The 18,929-nt window shown below is 72.0% G+C and carries 18 protein-coding genes and 1 pseudogene; 1 reads left to right on the top strand and 18 read right to left on the bottom strand.

Annotation, left to right across the window (positions count from 1 at the left end; genetic code table 11):
- Positions 1 to 29: 29 nt before the first annotated feature.
- From ACRWND_RS10090 to proS, 12 genes and pseudogenes are all read right to left on the bottom strand, one after another.
- Positions 30 to 509, bottom strand: coding sequence for an NUDIX hydrolase (locus tag ACRWND_RS10090; protein WP_431948239.1), 480 nt, complete (start codon positions 507 to 509; stop codon positions 30 to 32).
- 5 nt (positions 510 to 514) lie between these two features.
- A complete protein-coding gene (gene lepB / locus ACRWND_RS10085) occupies positions 515 to 1,276 on the bottom strand; it encodes a signal peptidase I (protein ID WP_431948186.1) in 762 nt (253 codons plus the stop codon).
- A gap of 146 nt (positions 1,277 to 1,422) precedes the next feature.
- Entirely contained in the window at positions 1,423 to 2,367 is a 945-nt protein-coding gene (gene lepB, locus ACRWND_RS10080; RefSeq protein WP_431948237.1) for a signal peptidase I, read from the bottom strand.
- Positions 2,285 to 3,358: pseudogene (lepB, locus tag ACRWND_RS10075) on the bottom strand (signal peptidase I); the annotation flags it as partial. The pseudogene lepB (ACRWND_RS10075) and the gene lepB (ACRWND_RS10080), both read right to left, overlap by 83 nt.
- Positions 3,351 to 3,989, bottom strand: a complete 639-nt coding sequence (gene lepB, locus ACRWND_RS10070; protein WP_431948184.1) for a signal peptidase I — start codon at positions 3,987 to 3,989, stop codon at positions 3,351 to 3,353. The pseudogene lepB (ACRWND_RS10075) and the gene lepB (ACRWND_RS10070), both read right to left, overlap by 8 nt.
- A gap of 42 nt (positions 3,990 to 4,031) precedes the next feature.
- Positions 4,032 to 4,382, bottom strand: a complete 351-nt coding sequence (gene rplS, locus ACRWND_RS10065) for a 50S ribosomal protein L19 (RefSeq protein WP_431948182.1) — start codon at positions 4,380 to 4,382, stop codon at positions 4,032 to 4,034.
- Positions 4,383 to 4,513: 131 nt separating this feature from the next.
- Entirely contained in the window at positions 4,514 to 5,323 is an 810-nt protein-coding gene (gene trmD, locus ACRWND_RS10060) for a tRNA (guanosine(37)-N1)-methyltransferase TrmD (RefSeq protein ID WP_431948180.1), read from the bottom strand.
- A 4-nt stretch (positions 5,324 to 5,327) separates the two neighbouring features.
- The gene (gene rimM / locus ACRWND_RS10055) at positions 5,328 to 5,852 is read right to left on the bottom strand and encodes a ribosome maturation factor RimM (protein ID WP_431948178.1); all 525 of its coding nucleotides are present in this window, start codon (positions 5,850 to 5,852) and stop codon (positions 5,328 to 5,330) included.
- Between the two features lie 91 nt (positions 5,853 to 5,943).
- The gene (locus tag ACRWND_RS10050) at positions 5,944 to 6,183 is read right to left on the bottom strand and encodes an RNA-binding protein (RefSeq protein ID WP_018562958.1); all 240 of its coding nucleotides are present in this window, start codon (positions 6,181 to 6,183) and stop codon (positions 5,944 to 5,946) included.
- Positions 6,184 to 6,185: 2 nt separating this feature from the next.
- Entirely contained in the window at positions 6,186 to 6,617 is a 432-nt protein-coding gene (gene rpsP / locus ACRWND_RS10045) for a 30S ribosomal protein S16 (RefSeq protein WP_431948176.1), read from the bottom strand.
- A 293-nt stretch (positions 6,618 to 6,910) separates the two neighbouring features.
- Entirely contained in the window at positions 6,911 to 7,501 is a 591-nt protein-coding gene (locus ACRWND_RS10040; protein ID WP_431948174.1) for a hypothetical protein, read from the bottom strand.
- A 201-nt stretch (positions 7,502 to 7,702) separates the two neighbouring features.
- A complete protein-coding gene (gene proS / locus ACRWND_RS10035) occupies positions 7,703 to 9,115 on the bottom strand; it encodes a proline--tRNA ligase (protein WP_431948172.1) in 1,413 nt (470 codons plus the stop codon).
- Between the two features lie 217 nt (positions 9,116 to 9,332).
- Between proS and ACRWND_RS10030 the strand changes: the two genes are divergently transcribed.
- Complete coding sequence (locus tag ACRWND_RS10030) at positions 9,333 to 10,199, top strand: SAM-dependent methyltransferase (protein ID WP_431948170.1); 867 nt, start codon at positions 9,333 to 9,335, stop codon at positions 10,197 to 10,199.
- Positions 10,200 to 10,221: 22 nt separating this feature from the next.
- Here the strand turns inward: ACRWND_RS10030 and ftsH are convergent, their stop codons facing one another.
- From ftsH to ACRWND_RS10000, 6 genes are all read right to left on the bottom strand, one after another.
- The gene (gene ftsH / locus ACRWND_RS10025; RefSeq protein WP_431948168.1) at positions 10,222 to 12,171 is read right to left on the bottom strand and encodes an ATP-dependent zinc metalloprotease FtsH; all 1,950 of its coding nucleotides are present in this window, start codon (positions 12,169 to 12,171) and stop codon (positions 10,222 to 10,224) included.
- 100 nt (positions 12,172 to 12,271) lie between these two features.
- On the bottom strand, positions 12,272 to 12,820 hold the full coding sequence (locus ACRWND_RS10020) for a GNAT family N-acetyltransferase (RefSeq protein WP_431948166.1): 549 nt from the start codon (positions 12,818 to 12,820) through the stop codon (positions 12,272 to 12,274).
- 73 nt (positions 12,821 to 12,893) lie between these two features.
- On the bottom strand, positions 12,894 to 14,429 hold the full coding sequence (gene ffh, locus ACRWND_RS10015; protein WP_431948164.1) for a signal recognition particle protein: 1,536 nt from the start codon (positions 14,427 to 14,429) through the stop codon (positions 12,894 to 12,896).
- A gap of 83 nt (positions 14,430 to 14,512) precedes the next feature.
- On the bottom strand, positions 14,513 to 16,990 hold the full coding sequence (locus tag ACRWND_RS10010) for a [protein-PII] uridylyltransferase (protein WP_431948162.1): 2,478 nt from the start codon (positions 16,988 to 16,990) through the stop codon (positions 14,513 to 14,515).
- A gap of 91 nt (positions 16,991 to 17,081) precedes the next feature.
- The gene (locus tag ACRWND_RS10005; protein WP_431948160.1) at positions 17,082 to 17,420 is read right to left on the bottom strand and encodes a P-II family nitrogen regulator; all 339 of its coding nucleotides are present in this window, start codon (positions 17,418 to 17,420) and stop codon (positions 17,082 to 17,084) included.
- Positions 17,417 to 18,775 carry an ammonium transporter gene (locus tag ACRWND_RS10000; RefSeq protein ID WP_431948158.1) on the bottom strand — a complete coding sequence of 453 codons (1,359 nt, stop codon included), beginning with the start codon at positions 18,773 to 18,775 and terminating at the stop codon, positions 17,417 to 17,419. The genes ACRWND_RS10005 and ACRWND_RS10000 overlap by 4 nt, the downstream gene beginning before the upstream one ends.
- Positions 18,776 to 18,929: the final 154 nt, after the last annotated feature.

The following is an 18,929-nucleotide window of genomic DNA, read 5'->3' as shown; positions in this document are numbered from 1 at the left end:
CCTTCAGCCGTACGTCCCCCCATTGTGCGTCAGTCACGCTCCGTCCCCAGGTGAATCGGGGACAACGGGGGGCCCTCGTCGAGCAGCCTGCGCAGCAGCTCGGCGAGCCTGGTCGGGTACACCGTCTCATGCGAGGCGAGCAGTTCCTCGCAGGTCCACCATCGCAGGCCGTCCACGCTGCGCCGCTCCAGCTCGGTGAGGCCGCGCGTGTGCACCCGGAGGTCGTCGGTCCGGGCCAGGAAGTACCACTCGTCCTGTTCCCAGTACCGGCCGTCGAAGGCGAAGGCGCACGAGCGCTCCCACAGCACCGGCCCCAGCAGGGCCGTGGTGATCCCGGTCTCCTCCGCCAGCTCCCGGCGCGCCGCCGCCTCAAGGCTCTCGCCGCTCTCCACGCCGCCGCCCGGGGTGAACCACCAGGTGACGGCCGGATCGTCCGGCTCGTACCCGTGCAGCAGCAGGATCCGGTCCTCGGGGTCGAGCAGGACGACCCGCGCCGCACGCCGTCGCATCGTCGTCACACCGCCCTCCGCCGCCGGGCCCGGTCCGCGACCGGACCGTAGGCCGCCCCCGCGAGGATCAGGACCGCGCCCGCCACTATCGCCGCGCCCCCCGTGCGCAGCGGACCGGGAGCGGAGGGACCGCCGCCCGGCAGAGCCGCGAAGGCGCCCGTCCGGGGGGCCATGGCGGCGCGGCCGAGCGGCCAGACGACGCCGTCGACCCGCGCCACCACCGCGGCGCGCGGCACCGAGCCGTTGGCGGCGTCACCGAGGCGCAGGCGGGAGTCCTCGGACGTCGCCCGGTTGTCGCCCATCATGAACAGGCTGCCCCGGGGCACCCTGGCCGAGAAGGACATCGGCGAGGCCGGGTCCCGGGTGTTCAGTCGGTACGGCTCGTCGACCGGCCTGCCGTCGACCATCAGCCGTCCCTGCTTGTCACAGCAGGCCACTTCGTCCCCGCCGACCGCCACGACCCGCTTCAGCATGGGCGCGTCGCCCCACAGCGGGTCGCTGAAGACGACGATGTCCCCGCGCCGCACCTCGGAGCCGTCGATCCGCTGGGCGAGGATCTTGTCGCCCGCGTCCACGGTCGGGGTCATGGAACCGGTGGGGACGGTGTACGGCCGGTAGACAAGCGCCATCCAGCCGAAACCGCCCAGGAAGAGAACGCAGCCGAGGGCGACGGCCGCACCGGAGATCATCCGTCCGGCCCGTCCGCCGCCCTCGCCGCCCGCTCGCCCCGTCGCCGCCCGCTCGCCCGCGCCTGTGCTCGTGCTCATGCGTCCGCACCCTACCCGGGGGTATGGAGCGGGGGCAGCCCGGTCACCTCACGAGGGGCCGGTCACCTCACGAGAGCCGGTCACCTCAGCGGGGCCCCGGCCACCCGACCGGTGACCGAGCGCCTCACGGTTGAGGTGACCGGGCTTCACGGCTTGAGCAGACGGCGCCGCCGCCACATCACCAGAGGCACCGCACCGGCCAGTCCGCCGGCGGCCGGAAGCCCCGCGGCGGGCGCAGCGGCGGCCGCCGAGTTGATGCCGGGCTGGTCGAAGGTGCTCGGCACGGGCAGGGTGGCCCAGTTGCCGATGGGCCAGACCACGGCGACCGCGCGGCCGACGACCTCGTCCACCGAGACCGTCCCCTTGCCCGGCAGGTCCTGGTGGTAGCGGGAGTCCAGGGAGTCCTGCCGGTGGTCGCCCATGACCCAGATGCGGCCCTCCGGGACCTTGATCGGTCCGAAGGGACGGTCGCCGCACGGGGTGTTCCCCGGGTAGATGTACGGCTCGTCCAGCGCCTTGCCGTTGACCTTGACCGGGCCGGTGCCCTTGCACTCCACCGTGTCACCGCCGACCGCGATGACCCGCTTGATCAGGTCTTTCTCCTCCGCGGACGGCATGAGGCCGACAAAGCTCAGTCCCTTTCGGACAGCGTCCGTGACGGGGTTGGTCTGCACCGGGGCCGTCTCGCCGAGCCAGCCGCCCGGGTCGTGGAAGACGACGACCTCGCCGCGTTCGGGCTCCGACCCGAACCAGGGCGTCAGCTTGTCGACGACGACACGGTCACCGATCTTGAGCGTGTCCTCCATCGACGCCGAGGGAATCGAGAACGCCTGCAGCAGGAACGTCTTGATCAGCCAGGCGAGCACCAGGGCGATGACGATCAGCAGCGGCAGTTCCTTCCAGAACGAGCGCTGCTGCTTCTTCTTACCGCCGCCGTCGCGGTCGTTCGCGGCACTCGCCTCTTCGGAGGTCTCCGCGCCCGCATCCGGGTTCTGTCTTCCGAGCGGCGCCTCGCCCTCGTGCCTGGAGTCGCCCGACGTGGGTTCCCGATCCTCCGGCTCTCCGCGTCCGGACCTTGCGCCGACCACCAGGTCCCCCACATCTACTCCTCACTCCGCCTACTCCGCTTACGCGCTGTCGCCCACGCCCTATGCGGCGCAAGCCCACGACTCCCATAACGAGCGGGAGTTCCGCAGGAGTCGGGAGCGGGTCCATTCCTTGCCGATTGTTGGATGTTGCCACTCCCGGGCCCGCCCGGGCGTCAGACGCGCCCGAGCCCCCCGGCGCGGCGACATGCGAGAAGGTGGCAGGCTCCCTCAGTCCCGCCCAGTGCGCGATCGGCCAGGCCACGGCGAAGGCCCTGCCCACCACCAGGTTCTCGGGCACGGTGCCGTTGCCGGGATCCTGGAGGTGCAGGCGGGAGTCCGCCGAGCTGGAGCGGTGGTCCCCCATCACGAAGAGCCGGTTCGGCGGGACCTTGACCGAGAAGTCGATCTCCGACGGCGGATTTCCCGGATGGACGTACGGCTCGTCCAGCGGGGTCCCGTTGACGGTGATCCTCCCCTGGTCGTCGCAGCACTTCACCGTGTCTCCGCCGACCGCGACCACCCTCTTGATCAGGTCCTGCTCGTCCGCCGACGGCAGCAGCCCGATGAAGGTGAGGACCTCCTTGATCTGCTTGACGACCACCGGGTCCTCGCCCGGCTGGGCCTGCTCCCCGTCGAGCCAGTTGCCGGGATCCTTGAACACCACCACGTCGCCGCGCTGCGGACGGGCGCCGAACCACGGAGTGAGCTTGTCGACGACCACGCGGTCGCCGATCCTGATCGTCTGCTCCATCGAGCCGGACGGGATGACGAAGGCCTGCAGCAGGAAGGTCTTGAGCACCAGTGCGATCAACAGCGCGACCCCGATCAGCAGGGGTATCTCCTTGGCGGCGGAACGGCGCCGCCTGCGCTTGACCTTCCGCGCCAGTTTGCGCCGCTCAGCGCGGCCGCCGCTCCTGCGCGGACCTGCGGGCTCCTCGCCCAGGTGCTCGGCACGACCAGGCCGGTCGGCGCGCGCCCGGCCGCGGCTACCCATGGCCGCCGCCCAGTGTCCGGCGGCGGCCCAGCGGCCATATGGTCGCCTCCGCCCGGCCGATCACCTGGTCGACCGGAACCGTGCCCCCTCCGGGGTCGCCGAGGTGGTCACGGGAATCCCGGCTGTCGGCACGGTGGTCACCCATCACCCACAGCCTCCCCTTCGGAACCTCGATGTCGAACGCTACCCGGGACGGCGTGTCCCCGGGATGAAGATAGGTCTCGTCCAGCGGGTGCCCGTTGACGGTGATCCTGCCCTGGGCGTCGCAGCAGGTGACCCGGTCCCCTCCGACCCCGATGACCCGCTTGACGAAGTCGGTCCCGCTGGAGTGCTGTACGAACGACCCCTTGCCGTCGAAGACCACGATGTCGCCTCTGGCCGGCTCCCCGCCGAAGCGGTACGCCAGCTTGTTGACGAGTACGCGGTCCCCCGCGCGCAGGGTGTTCTCCATCGACCCGCTGGGGATCTCGAAGGGCTGCGCCACGAACGCGCCGACCAGCGCGACCACCGCGGCGGCCACCCCGACGAGCAGCGCGTAGCGCCCCGTGGATGCGCCGAAGCGCGACCACTCGTCCCGCCGTTCGGCGGAATCGGCGCGGCCGCGCTCCGGAAGGTGTGCCTCTGTGTCCATCGAGCGCAGAGCCTATAGGGCTCCGCTGAACTCCCGACGGGCTCAGCGCTCGCGCTTCTCCTTGATCTTCGCGGCCTTGCCGCGCAGCTCACGGAGGTAGTACAGCTTCGCGCGACGCACGTCACCGCGGGTCACGAGCTCGATCTTCTCGAAGATCGGGCTGTGCACCGGGAAGGTACGCTCGACGCCGACGCTGAAGGAGACCTTGCGCACCGTGAAGGTCTCACGGACGCCGGAACCCTGGCGGCGGATGACAACGCCCTTGAACTGCTGAACGCGGGAGCGGTTGCCCTCGATCACGCGGACGTGGACGTTGACGGTGTCACCCGGGCGGAAGGCCGGGACGTCGCTGCGCAGCGACGCGGCGTCGACGGAGTCGAGCAGGTGGGACATGTTCGTCTGCTTTCTTCGCCCATGCCACAGGTCATCGGCGGATCGTGGTGGTGAGACAGGTGCCGCGGCGTCGGACGGGCGTCATGTCCCCCTGTGGCAGGGGCGCACGCCGGACGCACAGCAGCAGCCGCCTATTCTTCCACGGACTCCGGCAGACGCCCAAATCGCCCGTCCTCGCCGACGACCCAGCCGAGTGCGGCGAGCATCGAGCGGTCCTTCTTGTCCAGGCTCGCCGGGTCGCAGCGCTCGATCAGGTAGGGGCGGTTCTGCGAGGTACGGCGGAAGGCCTCGTCGCGGCGCCAGCGGGCGACCTTGCCGTGGTGGCCGCTGAGCAGCACCTCCGGCACCCCGCGGTCGCGCCAGACCGGGGGTTTGGTGTAGACCGGGCCCTCCAGCAGGTCGGCCATGGCGCCGGGGGCGAAGGAGTCGTCGCGGTGGGACTCGGCGTTGCCGAGCACGCCCGGCAGCAGACGGGCGACCGCCTCCACCATCACCAGGACCGGGGCCTCGCCGCCGGCCAGCACATAGTCGCCGATGGAGACCTCGCGGACGTCGAGCCGCTCGCCGTACTCCTCGATGACCCGGCGGTCGATCCCCTCGTAGCGGGCCGGGGTGAACACCAGCCAGGGCTTCCCGGACAGTTCCACCGCGAGTTCCTGGGTGAACGGGCGGCCGCTCGGGGTGGGGACGACGAGCACGGGCTCCCCCTCGCCCGACGCCAGGACCGAGTCCAGGGCCTCACCCCATGGCTCGGGCTTCATGACCATGCCGGGCCCGCCGCCGTACGGGGTGTCGTCGACCGTGTTGTGCCGGTCATGGGTCCACTCGCGCAGGTCGTGGACGCGTACGTCCAGCTGCCCGCGCGCCCGGGCCTTGCCGACCAGGGAGACGTTGAGCGGTTCCAGGTACTCGGGGAAGATCGTGACGACGTCGATGCGCATGGTCCTACTGCTCCGCCTCGGCCTCGTCCAGCAGGCCGGGCGGCGGGGTGACGACCGCCCGCTGCCGCTCGAGGTCGATCTCGGGGACGATCTCGGCGACGAAGGGCACCATGACCTCGCTGCCGTCCGGCCGTTCGACGACCAGCAGGTCCTGGTACGGCAGGTGGGAGATCTCCTTGATCCGGCCGATCTCGGTGCCGTCGGCCGTGACCACGTCGAGGTCGACCAGCTGGTGGTCGTAGAACTCCTCGGGGTCCTCGGGCGTCTCCTCCGGATCGACCTCGGCGATCAGCAGGACGTTGCGCAGCGCCTCGGCGCCGTTGCGGTCCTTGACCCCCGCGAAGCGCAGCATCAGCCGGCCGCTGTGCACGCGACCGGTCTCCACGGTGAGCGGGCCGGCCGAGGCCGGGTCCGTGACGAGCACGGCGCCCGGGGCGAGCCGCAGTTCGGGCTCGTCGGTGCGCACCTCCACGGAGACCTCGCCCTTGATGCCATGGGCGCGGCCGATGCGTCCCACTACCAGCTGCACTTCTTCGCGCTCCTGTGCTCACGTGTCGGATAAGGCCGCGGGCCGGGGGCGGCCCAAGTGCCACCCCCGGCCCGTGCCGGTGCTGCGTACCTCAGCGGACGTTGTCCACATCGACGAGGTCGACGCGTACGCCTCGTCCGCCGATCGCGCCCACGACGGTGCGCAGGGCGCGGGCGGTGCGGCCGTTGCGGCCGATCACCTTGCCGAGGTCGTCGGGGTGCACCCGGACCTCGAGGACCTTCCCGCGGCGCAGGGTGCGCGCGGCGACCTGCACCTCGTCGGGATTGTCGACGATGCCCTTGACCAGGTGCTCGAGGGCCTCCTCGAGCACGATCAGGCCTCGGTCGACTCGGCCGCCTCGGCGGCCTCGTCCTTCTTGTCGGACTTCTTGGCCTTCTGGGTGATGGCCTCACCCTTGGGCTCGTCACCGGCGTCCTTGGCGGCGGCCTCGAAGAGGGCGCGCTTGTCCGCCTTGGGCTCGGCGACCAGGAGCGGGGCCGGAGCCGGCTCGCCCTTGAACTTCTGCCAGTCGCCGGTCTTCTTCAGGATGGCGAGCACGGGCTCGGTCGGCTGCGCGCCGACACCCAGCCAGTACGCGACGCGCTCGGCGTCGACCTCGATGCGCGACGGGTTCTGGACCGGGTGGTACAGACCGATCTCCTCGATGGCCCGGCCGTCACGGCGGGTGCGGGAGTCGGCGACGACGATGCGGTAGTGAGGCGAACGGATCTTGCCCAGACGCTTCAGCTTGATCTTGACTGCCACGGGAGTGGGTTCTCCTGGTGTTGACGTGGTTGGGCAGGCCGGAACACCACGTGGGGTTGTGGAGCCGGTTGCCCGACGGACGCGTCAGCCGAAGGAGAGAGGGGTCCTGCACGGCTGCCGAGTGCTCAGCTGACCATTCTGCCATACGGCGGGCAGGCCACCGTACGGCGGCGACCGCACCGGCGGCTTCCCCCGTGCCGCCGCGCCCATGGTCCCGCCGCACCGTGCGTTCGGCCGCCCGATGCCGCTCCGTCACACCGTGCGTCACCGCGCCGCGGCGGGGCGGCGGGCGCTCACGCGACCGCCGCGGCCTCCGGGATCCGGAAGGGTGTACCGCACGCCCCGCAGACGATCGGCGCCTGCGCGAGCACGGACGGCACGACCCGGACGTTGCGCCCGCAGTCGCAGACCGCCTTCACGCGTACGCCTCCACCCGAGGAGCCGTGCCGTGCCGCGGGCCCGCGGAAGCTGCGCGTGGTGTCGGCGGCGGTCGCCGCGGTGTGGGCTCTGAGCGCGCGCTGCAGACGGTCGATCGTCGCCCGGTAGCGCTTCTTCGTCTCCGGGCGCATCTGGACCAGGGAGAAGCCGCTGCTCGGATGCGGCTCCTCGGAGTGGTCCAGGCCGAGCTCGTCGGCGATGGCCAGGAAGCGACGGTTGTGGTAGCGGCCCGCCCGCGAGGTGTCCCGAACGCCGCGCGCGGCGGCGACTCCGTGGACGGCCTCGTGCAGCAGGCGCTCGAAGGAGAGCTCCGTGCCGCACGCGGACGAGGACTCTCCGATCAGGGACTCGGGGGCGGCCAGGTCGGGCAGTTCGGGGTGGTGCCGTTGAATGTCGGCCCAAGCGACTGCCAGCTCGGCGGCGAGGACTGGTGGTGTCGTGCTCACGTCGTGACAACGAGCCGGGGCCGCCCAGTGTTCCGATTCCGGGCCATCCCAAATATTTTGCACGTACTGGTCAGTTCCGGATGATGCGTACGGCCGAGGGCGGGTGCGGAGGACAGCGGAGAAGTCACGCACCCGCCTCAAGCCCGGACGTACCGCCGATTACGTACGTCGCTTTTCAGTCAATCGGCGGTCGGCTGACGGTCAGTATGCCCGCGCGACGATCGCGACGGTACCCGGCGCGTCGTCCGTTTCCGGCACCTGGCCCTCCGCGGTGACCAGACAGCGCACGGACACGCCCTGCTCGGCCAGCTTGGCCTCGCCCTCCGGGCCGAGGTCCGCCCACGGGATGCGGGCCCAGCCTGTGGCCGCGGCCTCGGCGGCCTCGGCGATCGTCGCGACGTCGACCGTGCGGGACTCGCGGCGCTCGCGGGACTGGCGCAGCAGCGTGGCCTGGTCCTCCTCCAGCACCTTGGGCAGCAGCGCGGCCAGTTCGTCGATCGCCACCGGCTCCTTGCCCCCGGGGATGCGCCGGGCGAGCATCGCGGTGCCGTTCTCCAGGTCTCGGGGGCCGACCTCGACCCGGACGGGGACGCCCTTGAGCTCCCAGTCCACGGCGCGCCGGCCGAACGGGGTGTCGGTGCGCACGTCGACCTGGACGCGCACGCCCGCGGCCTTGAGCCGGTCGCCGATCTCGCGGACCTTGGCGACGACCGCGTCGTCGCCCTTGATCGCCAGGACGACGGCCTGCACCGGCGCCAGCCGCGGCGGCACGCGCAGTCCGTTGTCGTCGCCGTGGGACATGATCAGTCCGCCGACCATGCGGGTCGACACGCCCCAGGAGGTCTGCCAGACCAGCTCCTGCTGCCCTTCCTTCGACAGGTAGGAGGTGTTGAAGGCCTTGGCGAAGTTGGTGCCGAGCTCATGGCTGGTGCCCAGCTGCAGCGCCTTGCCGTCGCCCATCATTCCCTCGAGAGTGAGGGTGTTGATCGCGCCGGCGAAGCGCTCGCGGGCGGTCTTGCGGCCGAGGACGACGTCGATGCCGAGGACCTCGGTCATGAAGTCGCCGTACACGTCGCGGTGGATCATCGCCGCGTAGTCGCGGGCGTCCTCGTAGGTGGCGTGGGCGGTGTGCCCCTCCTGCCACAGGAACTCGCTCGTACGGAGGAAGAGCCGCGAGCGCATCTCCCAACGGACCACGTTGGCCCACTGGTTGATCAGCAGGGGGAGGTCGCGGTAGCTCTGCACCCACTTGGAGAAGTACTCGTTGATGATCGTCTCGGAGGTGGGCCGGACCACGACCGGCTCCTCCAGCTCCTTGCCTCCGCCGTGGGTGACCACGGCCAGCTCCGGCGCGAAGCCCTCGACGTGCTCGGCCTCGCGCGTCAGGTAGGACTGCGGGATGAAGAGCGGGAAGTACGCGTTCTGGGCGCCCGCCTCCTTGATCCGCGCGTCCATCTCCTGCTGCATCCGCTCCCACAGCGAGTACCCGTACGGTCGGATCACCATGGTGCCGCGCACCGGGCCGTTGTCGGCCAGTTCGGCCTTGTTGATCAGGTCCTGGTACCAGCGCGGGAAGTCGTCCGCCTGGGGCGTGAGTACGGGAGCCTTTGCCATGCCGCAGATGGTACGGGGCCAGCGGCGCCGGGCGTGAATCGGCGGAACGGGGAATTCGCCCGATCCCCGCCTTCAAACCTCTGGACTACGGCCCGGAAGGGGAGTTGGCTGACTCCGGGGGCGCGCGCCGCGTGACGGACGGCATGCGCGGCGTAACCGGGGGGCGTACGAGGAAGGCTTTCGGCGAGACTGCGACGCGGCTGATTGGGGCGCTTCGATGACACTTACGCTCGCACGGCACCCACGGACAGACCGGACCGACGGCAGGGCGCGTGACTGGGCGGAGATCCAGGAGCGGATGCTCGTACCGCTCTACGAGGCGGTGCACGAGCGGCTGGAGGTCGGCCCCCGCACCCGGCTGCTCGGCATCGGCTGCGGATCGGGCCTCGCTCTGCTGATGGCCTCGGCCCGGGGCGCCGCCGTCACGGGGTGCGAGGAGGACGAACGGCGGCTGGCACTGGCCCGGCAGCGTCTGCTGCCCGAGCCGCAGTGGGGCGCGCCGGCCCGGGCGCACGGCCGCACCCGGCTCGTGTCCGGCGGCCCGCGAGCGGTGTCCGCGACGGACGGGGCGCCGTTCACCGTGGTCACCGCCCTCGACCCGGGTGCGGCGCCCGAGGCGCTGGTCCCGGCGCTGAGGGCCGCGGCGGGCCTGGCCGAGCGGGGCAGTCCCGTCGTGCTGGCGGGCTGGGGGCCGCCCGAGCGCTGCGCCAGCGGGCGGGTGCTGCGGGTCGCGGCCCGGTTGGCCGAGCCGCGCGGCGCCACCGCCGGAGCGCCCGCCGGGGCCGCCGGGGCCGCCGGGGCCGCGGTCCGGCTCAGCGGCAGGGACGACCTGGAGTTGCTGGCGCGGGACGCGGGGCTGCGTCCGGACGGCTCAGGACGGGTGTCCTGCCCGTTCGGCTACCCCGACATGGACAGCGCCGTGCGCGGCCTGATCTCGACCGGGCTCTTCGACGCCGCCGTGGCGGCCACCGACCAGGACCAGGTGGGCAAGGAGCTGCGCGAGGCGCTGCACGCGTACCGGCGCGCCGACGGTACGGTCCGGATGGAGAACGTGTTCCGTTACCTGGTGGCCCGGGTGGTGTAGCGCGGCGCGTCCCGCGGCCGGGTCACCGCTGCTCGGCCTTCGCAAGCCGCGGGATGCCCGCCGCCGCGTACGCCTCGTCCTCATCCAGCGTCTCCGCCTCCAGCAGCCGCTCCGCGAGGGCGTCCAGTTGCTCGCGGTGCCGGCTCAGCAGCCGGCAGGCCGTCTCGTAGCACTCGTCCACGATCCTGCGCATCTCGGTGTCGATCGCGTCGAGGGTGGCGGGGGCGGCGGACAGTCCGTAGGGCTGCTGGGAGTCGGCCGGGAGCGCGGAGAGCGGGCCGATCCTCTCACTCATCCCCCAGCGGCCGACCATGCCCCGGACGACGCCCGTGACCTGCTCCAGGTCGTTCTCGGCGCCGGTGGTGACCACCCCGAAGACGACGTGCTCGGCGGCCATGCCGCCGAGGGCGCCGATGATCCGGCCGCGCAGGTACTCCTCGGTGTACGCGTAGCGGTCGGAGTCGGGGGTGGAGAGGGTGACGCCGAGGGCGCGGCCGCGCGGCACGATGGTGATCCTGCGTACGGGGTCGGCGCCCGGGTGCAGCATGCCGAGCAGGGCGTGCCCGGACTCGTGGTAGGCCGTGCGGCGGCGTTCCTCGGCCGGGATGACGAGCGGGCGTGCCGCTCCCAGCTGCACCTTCTCCAGGGCGTCGGTGAGCTCGCTCTGCCCGACGGCCCGCTTGCCGCGCTTGACGGCGAGCAGCGCCGCCTCGTTGGCGAGGTTGGCGAGCTCGGCGCCGGTCATGCCGGGCGTGGCACGGGCCACCGACGTCAGGTCGATGTCGCTCTCCAGGGGCACCGGACGCAGGTGGATGCGGAGGATGGCCTCGCGGCCCGCGCGGTCGGGAGGACTGACGTGGACGACGCGGTCGAAGCGGCCCGGCCGGGTCAGGGCGGGGTCCAGGACGTCGGGCCGGTTGGTGGCGGCGATGACGACGACTCCTTCGGAGCCGGAGAAGCCGTCCATCTCGGTGAGGATCTGGTTGAGGGTCTGCTCGCGCTCGTCGTGGCCGCCGACGCCGCCCGCGGCGCCCCGGGCGCGGCCGATGGTGTCGATCTCGTCGATGAAGATGATCGCCGGAGCGACCTTGCGGGCCTCGGCGAACAGCTCGCGCACCCGGCCGGCCCCCACGCCCACGATCATCTCGATGAACTCGGAGGCGGAGGCGGAGAAGAACGGCACGTCCGCCTCGCCGGCCACCGCCCGGGCGAGCAGGGTCTTGCCGGTGCCGGGCGGTCCGGCGAGCAGCACGCCGCGCGGCATCCGGGCTCCGAGCGCCCGGTAGGCCTGCGGGCGCCTGAGGTAGTCGACGACCTCGTCGAGTTCGGCCTCCACCTCGTCGATGCCCGCCACGTCGGCGAAGGTGGTACGGCGGCCCGCCTCGGGGACGACCGGCCGCGGCGGGCCCTTGCGGCCGATGCCGCCGAGGCCCCCGAGGCCCCCGAGACCGCCCGCGAGCTTGCTCATCCTGCGGGAGACGTAGAGCCACAGCACGACGAGCAGCAGCACCGGGGCGAGCGAGAGCAGCAGGTTGTAGAGCAGGCCGCGCTGCTGCACCACGGGTTCGGCGGTGACGGTGACGTCGTTCTTGGCCAGCGTCGCCCACAGGTCGTCGTCGGCGAAGACCGGCCGCTGGGTCTTGAACTGGATGAAGGTGCCCTCGTCCGCCCCGGGCACGTCCTGCTTGCGCTTGAGCTCTCCCTCGATGGAGTCGCCCTTGGAGTAGATCCTCGAGATGTTGTCCGCGGCGAGCTGCCGGCCGAACTCGGTGTAGGAGATGGTGGTCGGCCGGGGTCCGCCGGCGAGGAACGAGAGCACCAGATCGGTGATGAGGAAGACGGCGAGCGCCGTCAGGATCATGCCGCCCCAGCCGCCCAGGCGGCGCCGTCGCCGGGTGGGCGGCGAGGGCGGCGCGCCCTCCGTCCGCCATGGGTCGTCCGGATTCTGCCGGGGCGGTACGGGATTACCCATAACTTGACAATAAGGACAGTGCCGCTCCGGCGCCCCTCAGGCCTCGGGCCGCCTCGGGCTCCGGGCCCTCAGGCCCGGGGCCGCCTCGGACTTGGGCGCCTCAGGCCCCGGGCGACTCCGGTCCCGAGCTCCCTCGAACCCCGGGCCACTCCTCGGCGGTGAGCGCGAAGCGCTCGTGGTCGCGCCAGGCGTCGTTCAGGTAGAGCATGCGCGGTGTGAAGCCCTCGTGGCGGAAGCCGAGGCGCTTGGCCATGGCGACCGAGCGCTCGTTCTCCGGCTGCACGTTGATCTCCAGCCGGTGCAGGCCCAGCCCCCGGGGTTCGGGGGTGAAGCAGCGGTCGACGACCAGCCGCAGGCCCTCGCTCATCCGCCCGGTGCCGGCGAAGGGCAGGTAGCTGTCGTAGCCCAGGCTGGCGTTGCGGAAGCGCCCCATGACGATGTTGGCGACATTGCACTTGCCGACGATGCCGCCGCTCTCCTCGTCGAGCACGAGGAAGGTCCGCAGCGCGGGCCCCTGGCGCCGCAGCAGTTCGGGCAGCCCGTCCGGCTCGACCGGGTTCCAGCGTCCGATGTGCTCGGCGGAGCGCAGCACCGCCTCCCGGTAGGCGGCAGCGTCTGCAGGCTCCGGGGGGCGAATGTGTACGCGCATGGGTCCATCATGCACGTACGGCGGCGGCTCCCCCTCACGAGGGGTGCCGCCGCCGAAGCTCGCCGGGCCCGGATCAGCCCATGAACTTCTTGAACTCCTCGGGCAGTTCGAAGTTCTGGCCCTCCTGGCCGGCCGGCAGGCCGAAGGCGCCGCCGGCCTGCTGCTCGCGACGGGCGGCGTCCGCCTTCGCCTGCTCTGCCCGCTTGAGCGGGTTGCCGCTCTGCCGCTTGCCCTTGGCCTTCTTCTGCTGCTTCTTCTGGCGTGCGCCGCCCATGCCCGGCATGCCGGGCATCCCCGGGATGCCGCCCTGAGCCATCCGCGACATCATCTTGCGGGCCTCGAAGAACCGCTCCACCAGGCTCTTCACAGCGCTCACGTCCGAACCGGAACCGCGCGCGATGCGGGCGCGGCGCGAACCGTTGATGATCGTGGGGTCCTGGCGCTCGCCCGGGGTCATCGACTTGATGATCGCGGCCGTGCGGTCCACGTCGCGCTCGTCGAGGTTGTTGATCTGGTCCCTGATCTGGCCCATGCCCGGGAGCATGCCGAGCAGCTTGGAGATCGAGCCCATCTTGCGGACCTGCTCCATCTGCTGGAGGAAGTCGTCGAGGGTGAACTCCTTCGGACCCTTGGCCAGCTTCTCGGCCATCTTCTGGGCCTCGGCCTGGCTGAAGGTCTGCTCGGCCTTCTCGATCAGGCTGAGGACGTCGCCCATGCCCAGGATGCGCGAGGCCATCCGGTCCGGGTGGAAGGCGTCGAAGTCGTCCAGTTTCTCGCCGTTGGACGCGAACATGATCTGGCGGCCGGTGACGTGCGCGATGGAGAGCGCGGCACCACCGCGGGCGTCGCCGTCGAGCTTGGAGAGCACCACGCCGTCGAAGCCGACGCCGTCGCGGAAGGCCTCGGCGGTGTTGACCGCGTCCTGGCCGATCATGGCGTCGACGACGAAGAGGATCTCGTCGGGCCGCACGGCGTCCCGGATGTCCGCGGCCTGCTGCATCATCTCGGCGTCGATGCCGAGGCGGCCCGCGGTGTCGACGACGACCACGTCGTACTGCTTGCTGCGCGCGTGGTCGATGGAGTCCTTGGCGACCTGGACCGGGTCGCCCACGCCGTTGCCGGGCTCCGGTGCGAAGACCGCGACGCCGGCGCGCTCCGCGACGACCTGGAGCTGGTTGACGGCGTTGGGGCGCTGAAGGTCGGCTGCGACCAGCAGCGGGGTGTGGCCCTGGGTCTTCAGCCAGCGGCCGAGCTTGCCCGCCAGGGTCGTCTTGCCGGCACCCTGCAGACCGGCGAGCATGATGACGGTCGGGGGCTGCTTGGCGAAGCGCAGCCGCCGGGTCTCGCCGCCGAGGATGCCGATGAGCTCATCGTTGACGATCTTGATGACCTGCTGGGCGGGATTGAGCGCCTGGGACACCTCGGCCCCGGTCGCCCGCTCCTTGACCTGCTTGATGAAGGCACGGACCACCGGCAGCGCGACATCCGCCTCCAGCAGCGCGATGCGGATCTCGCGCGCCGTGGCGTCGATGTCCGCCTCGGAGAGGCGGCCCTTGCCCCGGAGGTTCTTGAACGTCGCTGCGAGGCGGTCGGAAAGGGTGTCGAACACGTCGGTCGCGGATCCTCAGGTCGGGGGCGGGTGATAGTCGTCCTCAAGGGTATCCGCACGACCCGCCGATGGTCTCCACCGCGTCAGCGCAGCGCCCGCTCGACCTCGTCGGCGACCTCGGCCGCCCTGACGTCGGGAAGCGGATCGCCCGAGGTGTCGGTGACGTAGAACGCGTCCACCGCGTTGGCTCCGAGCGTGCTGATCCGGGCCGACCGGACGTTCACACCCGTGGACTCCAGTGCCCGGCCGATGCGGTGGAGCAGCCCGGGGGCGTCATGGGCGCGGACCTCGATGACGGTGGCGGCGCTGGAACTGCCGGGGGCGACGGTGACGCGCGGCGGCGGGGGCGTGACCCCGCGACGGCGGGGATAGGCCGACTCGCGCTCGGCCAGCCGTGCCTCGATGTCGAGGGAGCCGGCGAAGGCCCGGGCGAAGTCGTTGCGCAGCCGTGCCGCCTCGGGCAGCGAGCCGTACTCGGCGGCCACCCGCCAGCGCAGCAGCGTCACCGGGCCCTCCCCGATGGGGTCGACCGCACGCAGGTCGGCGGCGCGGACGGTGAGGCGGTGCAGGGCGAGCACGCCCGCCGCCGCGGCGAGCAGCCCCGGGCGGTCCGGGACGGCGAGCAGCAGCTCGACGCCGACGGGTTCGGGCTCGCCCTCCGCGGTCCTCGGGGCGGCGCCGTCGGGGTCCGGCTCGGCGTGGGCGTGCAGCGCGATGACCGGGCCCGCGGTGCGCGCCGCCTCGACGGCCAGGCGCTCCTCCTCCGCGGTGGGCTCGCGGTCGGCGGGCTCGGGCACCGCCCCGTTCGCCAGGACCGCGGAGACCCGTTTGACCAGGTCGCCGACGAGTGAGGCGCGCCAGGCGCTCCAGGCCGCCGGGCCGGTGGCGAGGGCGTCCGCCTCGGTCAGGGCGTGCAGCAGTTCCAGTGTCTCGGTGTCGCGTACGGCGTCGGCGACGCCCTGCACGGTGGCGGGGTCGTCCAGGTCCCGCCGGGTCGCGGTCTCGATCAGCAGCAGGTGGTGGCGGACGAGCAGGGCCAGCGTCTCCACGTCGGCTTGGCCGAAGCCGAACCGGCCCGCGACGTCCCGGGCGATGACTTCGCCGGCCTCGGAGTGGTCGCCGGGCCAGCCCTTGCCCATGTCGTGCAGTAGGGCGGCGATGAGCAGCAGGTCGGGACGTCCGACCCGGCGGGTCAGGCGCGAGGCGCGCACCGCGCACTCGACGAGGTGCCGGTCGACGGTCCAGACGTGCACGGCGTTGCGCTGCGGGCGGCAGCGGACCCGCTCCCAGTCGGGGAGGAATCGGGTGATCATGCCCTCGGCCTCCAGGGCCTCCCACACCTGCACGGTGGACTCGCCCGCGCCGAGCAGCGTGACGAGCTGTTCGCGGGCCTCGGCGGGCCACGGCACCGGCAGCGGCCGGCCCGCCTGGGCCACGGCCAGTCGGCGGACCGCATACAGTGACAGCGGCACACCGTGCTCGGCGGCCGCCGCGGCCGCGCGCAGCGGCAGGACCGGGTCGCGCTCGGGCCGTGCGGTCAGCGCGAGGACGGCCTCGCCCTCGTGCTCCACGACGCCCTCGGCGAGCGGGGTGCGCACCGGCGTGTTCCCCTGCTCGGGGCGGGACCGGCCGAGCAGCCCGCGCCTGCGGGGCCGCGTCTGGCGGGCGCGCAGCACCCGGCGGACCTCGCGCCAGGTCACGTCGGACGCGTAGGCGACGGTGCGGGCCGCCTCGTACACCTGGCGCAGCAGCGTGTCGGCGTCCAGCAGGCCGAGTGCGCCGGCCACCTGGTCCTGCTCCTGCAGGGCCAGCCGGTCGGTGGCGCGGCCGGTCGCCAGGTGGAGGGCGTCCCGGGCGTCGAGCAGCCGGGTGTGCGCCCCCTCCAGGCCCTCGCGGGGCGCGTCGGCGAGCCAGGAGGCGGCGACGGCGCGCAGTGCGGTGGCGTCGCGCAACCCGCCGCGCGCCTCCTTGAGGTCGGGCTCGAGCAGGTAGGAGAGCTCGCCGTGGCGTTCGGCGCGTTCCAGGCAGAGCTCATGGAGTGCGGGCAGCCGTTTGGGGGCCTGGTTGCGCCAGTCGGCGAGGACGGCGGAGCGCAGGGAGGCGGTGAGGGCGACGTCGCCCGCGAGGTGGCGGGCATCGAGCAGGCCGAGGTGCACCTTGAGGTCCTCGGTCGCGGTCTTGCGGGCCTCGACGGGGGTGCGGACGGAGTGGTCGAGGGCGACGCCCAGGTCCCAGACCGGGTACCAGATGCCGTCGGCGAGGCCCGCGATGGCCCCGGGCCCGGCGGAGCCGTCGTGGAGCAGCAGCAGGTCGAGGTCGCTGCGCGGGGAGAGCTCGCCGCGGCCGTAGCCGCCGACGGCGACCAGGGACCAGCCGGTCGTCCCGGTCCGCTCGGCCGCCCCGCGGGCGAGGTCGGCGAGCCAGGTGTCGGTGAGGCCCGCCAGCGCCTTGCGCCGCGGCGGCCCGGCCGGGCCTCCGCCGTTCAGGAGGGCCAGCCGGGCCGCCGCGTAGCCCGCGGGGGCGTGTCCGTCGCGGGCTTTCGCGTCGACGTTCTCCGTCACACTGTCTCCAGTCGCGGGCTGTGCGGTGGAACCGCTCGGGTTCGGTGATGCGAAGGGGCGCGGCCGGAGTCCCGGCCGCGCCCCCGCGTCCTCAGAGTGCGTCCGGGCCGCGCTCCCCGGTCCTGACCCGTACGGCGGTCTCGACCGGAAGGCTCCAGACCTTGCCGTCACCGATCTTGCCGGTGCGGGCCGCCTTGACGATCACATCGATCACCTGCTCGGCGTCGCCGTCCTCGACGAGCACCTCGATGCGGATCTTGGGCACGAGGTCGACGGTGTACTCCGCACCACGGTAGACCTCGGTGTGGCCCCGCTGACGGCCGTAGCCGCTGGCCTCGGTGACCGTCAGGCCCTGGACGCCGAAGGCCTGCAGGGCCTCCTTGATCTCGTCCAGCCGGTGCGGCTTCACGACCGCGGTGATGAGCTTCACGCGTCCACCTTCTTCGACGGGGCGCCGGCCGCCTCGGTGCCGGCACCGCTGCTGCTGTCCAGGGAGGAAAGGGCGGAGCGGACCGCGCCGGCCACACCCGCGAAGTCGTAGCCGGTCTCCGCGTGCTCGGCCTGGTCGATGCCCGCGACCTCGGTGTCCTCACTGACGGTGAATCCGATCACCAGGTCGATGAGCTTGGCAAGGATCGCCGAGGCGACCAGCGAGTAGGCCAGCACCACGCCGACGCCCAGGAATTGCTTCCACAGCTGGTCGAAGCCGCCGCCGTAGAAGACGCCCTTGGCGGTCTGGCCGACCCCGCCGGTGGCGAAGAAGCCGATGAGCAGGGAGCCGACGATGCCGCCGACCATGTGGACGCCGACCACGTCGAGGGAGTCGTCGTAGCCGAACTTGAACTTCAGGCCGACGGCGGCGGCGCAGGCCACACCCGCGATGACACCGACGGCGATGGCGCCGAGCGGGCTGACCGAGCCGCAGGCCGGGGTGATGGCGACCAGGCCGGCGACCGCGCCGGAGGCGGCGCCCAGGGTGGTGAAGGAGCCGTGCTTGATCTTCTCGTAGGCGAGCCAGCCCAGCATCGCGGCGGCCGTGGCGACCTGGGTGTTGGTGAAGGCCACGGCGGCGACGCCGTCCGAGGCGAGCCAGGAGCCGGCGTTGAAGCCGAACCAGCCGAACCACAGCAGAGCCGCGCCGAGCATGACCAGCGGCAGGTTGTGCGGCCGGAACGGGTCCTTCTTGAAGCCCACGCGCTTGCGGATGACGAGGATCACGCCGAGCGCGGCGGCACCGGCGTTGATGTGCACCGCCGTACCGCCGGCGAAGTCGATCACGCCGCGGGTGAAGAGGAAGCCGTCGGACGCCCAGACCATGTGGGCGACCGGGAAGTACACGACCGTGGCCCACAGCGCCACGAACAGGGTCCAGGCGGTGAACTTCACCCGGTCCGCCAGGGCGCCGCTGATGAGGGCGGGTGTGATGATCGCGAACATCAGCTGGAAGACCGCGAAGACGTAGACCGGGATGGTGTAGCCGTCCCACAGCTGGTTGATCCCGATGTTGCGCATGCCGGCCCAGTCGAAGCCGCCGAAGAACGCGTTCCCGGAGTCGAATGCGACGCTGAAGCCGTAGAGCGTCCACAACACGGTGACGATGGCGATGGCGATGAAGCTCATCATCAGCATGTTCAGCACGCTCTTGACCCGCACCATGCCGCCGTAGAAGAAGGCGAGGCCGGGGGTCATCACGAGCACCAGCGCTGCACTCAGCAGCATGAACGCCGTGCTACCGCTGTCGAGCGTGGGCTTGTCTGCGGCAAGCGTCATGAAGCCTGCTGCCATCGGCGTCTCCTCGTCATCCGAACGGCCCGTACGGGAAGCGGGCTCGATGGGCCGGTTTTCGCCTTGAGGTTGTCCCAATCGGGTTACCGTCGACGCCATTGGGTGTTTCGTGACCGTGACGAAGAAGTCGTCCGTGTTACGTCACGGTGAACCG

The organism is Actinacidiphila sp. bgisy167, from assembly GCF_965342175.1.
Lineage (GTDB): Bacteria > Actinomycetota > Actinomycetes > Streptomycetales > Streptomycetaceae > Actinacidiphila.
The sequence above is the reverse complement of the archived record's forward strand: the minus strand, read 5'-3'. Positions and strand labels throughout refer to the sequence as shown.

Excerpts from the sequence above, each read along its gene's own strand:
- ACRWND_RS10090 (WP_431948239.1), bottom strand. The coding sequence starts at position 509 with ATGCGACGGCGTGCGGCGCGGGTCGTCCTGCTCGACCCCGAGGACCGG.
- lepB (WP_431948186.1), bottom strand. The coding sequence starts at position 1,276 with ATGAGCACGAGCACAGGCGCGGGCGAGCGGGCGGCGACGGGGCGAGCG.
- lepB (WP_431948184.1), bottom strand. The coding sequence starts at position 3,989 with ATGGACACAGAGGCACACCTTCCGGAGCGCGGCCGCGCCGATTCCGCC.
- rplS (WP_431948182.1), bottom strand. The coding sequence starts at position 4,382 with ATGTCCCACCTGCTCGACTCCGTCGACGCCGCGTCGCTGCGCAGCGAC.
- trmD (WP_431948180.1), bottom strand. The coding sequence starts at position 5,323 with ATGCGCATCGACGTCGTCACGATCTTCCCCGAGTACCTGGAACCGCTC.
- proS (WP_431948172.1), bottom strand. The coding sequence starts at position 9,115 with ATGGCAAAGGCTCCCGTACTCACGCCCCAGGCGGACGACTTCCCGCGC.
- ACRWND_RS10030 (WP_431948170.1), top strand. The coding sequence starts at position 9,333 with ATGACACTTACGCTCGCACGGCACCCACGGACAGACCGGACCGACGGC.
- ftsH (WP_431948168.1), bottom strand. The coding sequence starts at position 12,171 with ATGGGTAATCCCGTACCGCCCCGGCAGAATCCGGACGACCCATGGCGG.
- ACRWND_RS10020 (WP_431948166.1), bottom strand. The coding sequence starts at position 12,820 with ATGCGCGTACACATTCGCCCCCCGGAGCCTGCAGACGCTGCCGCCTAC.
- ACRWND_RS10000 (WP_431948158.1), bottom strand. The coding sequence starts at position 18,775 with ATGGCAGCAGGCTTCATGACGCTTGCCGCAGACAAGCCCACGCTCGAC.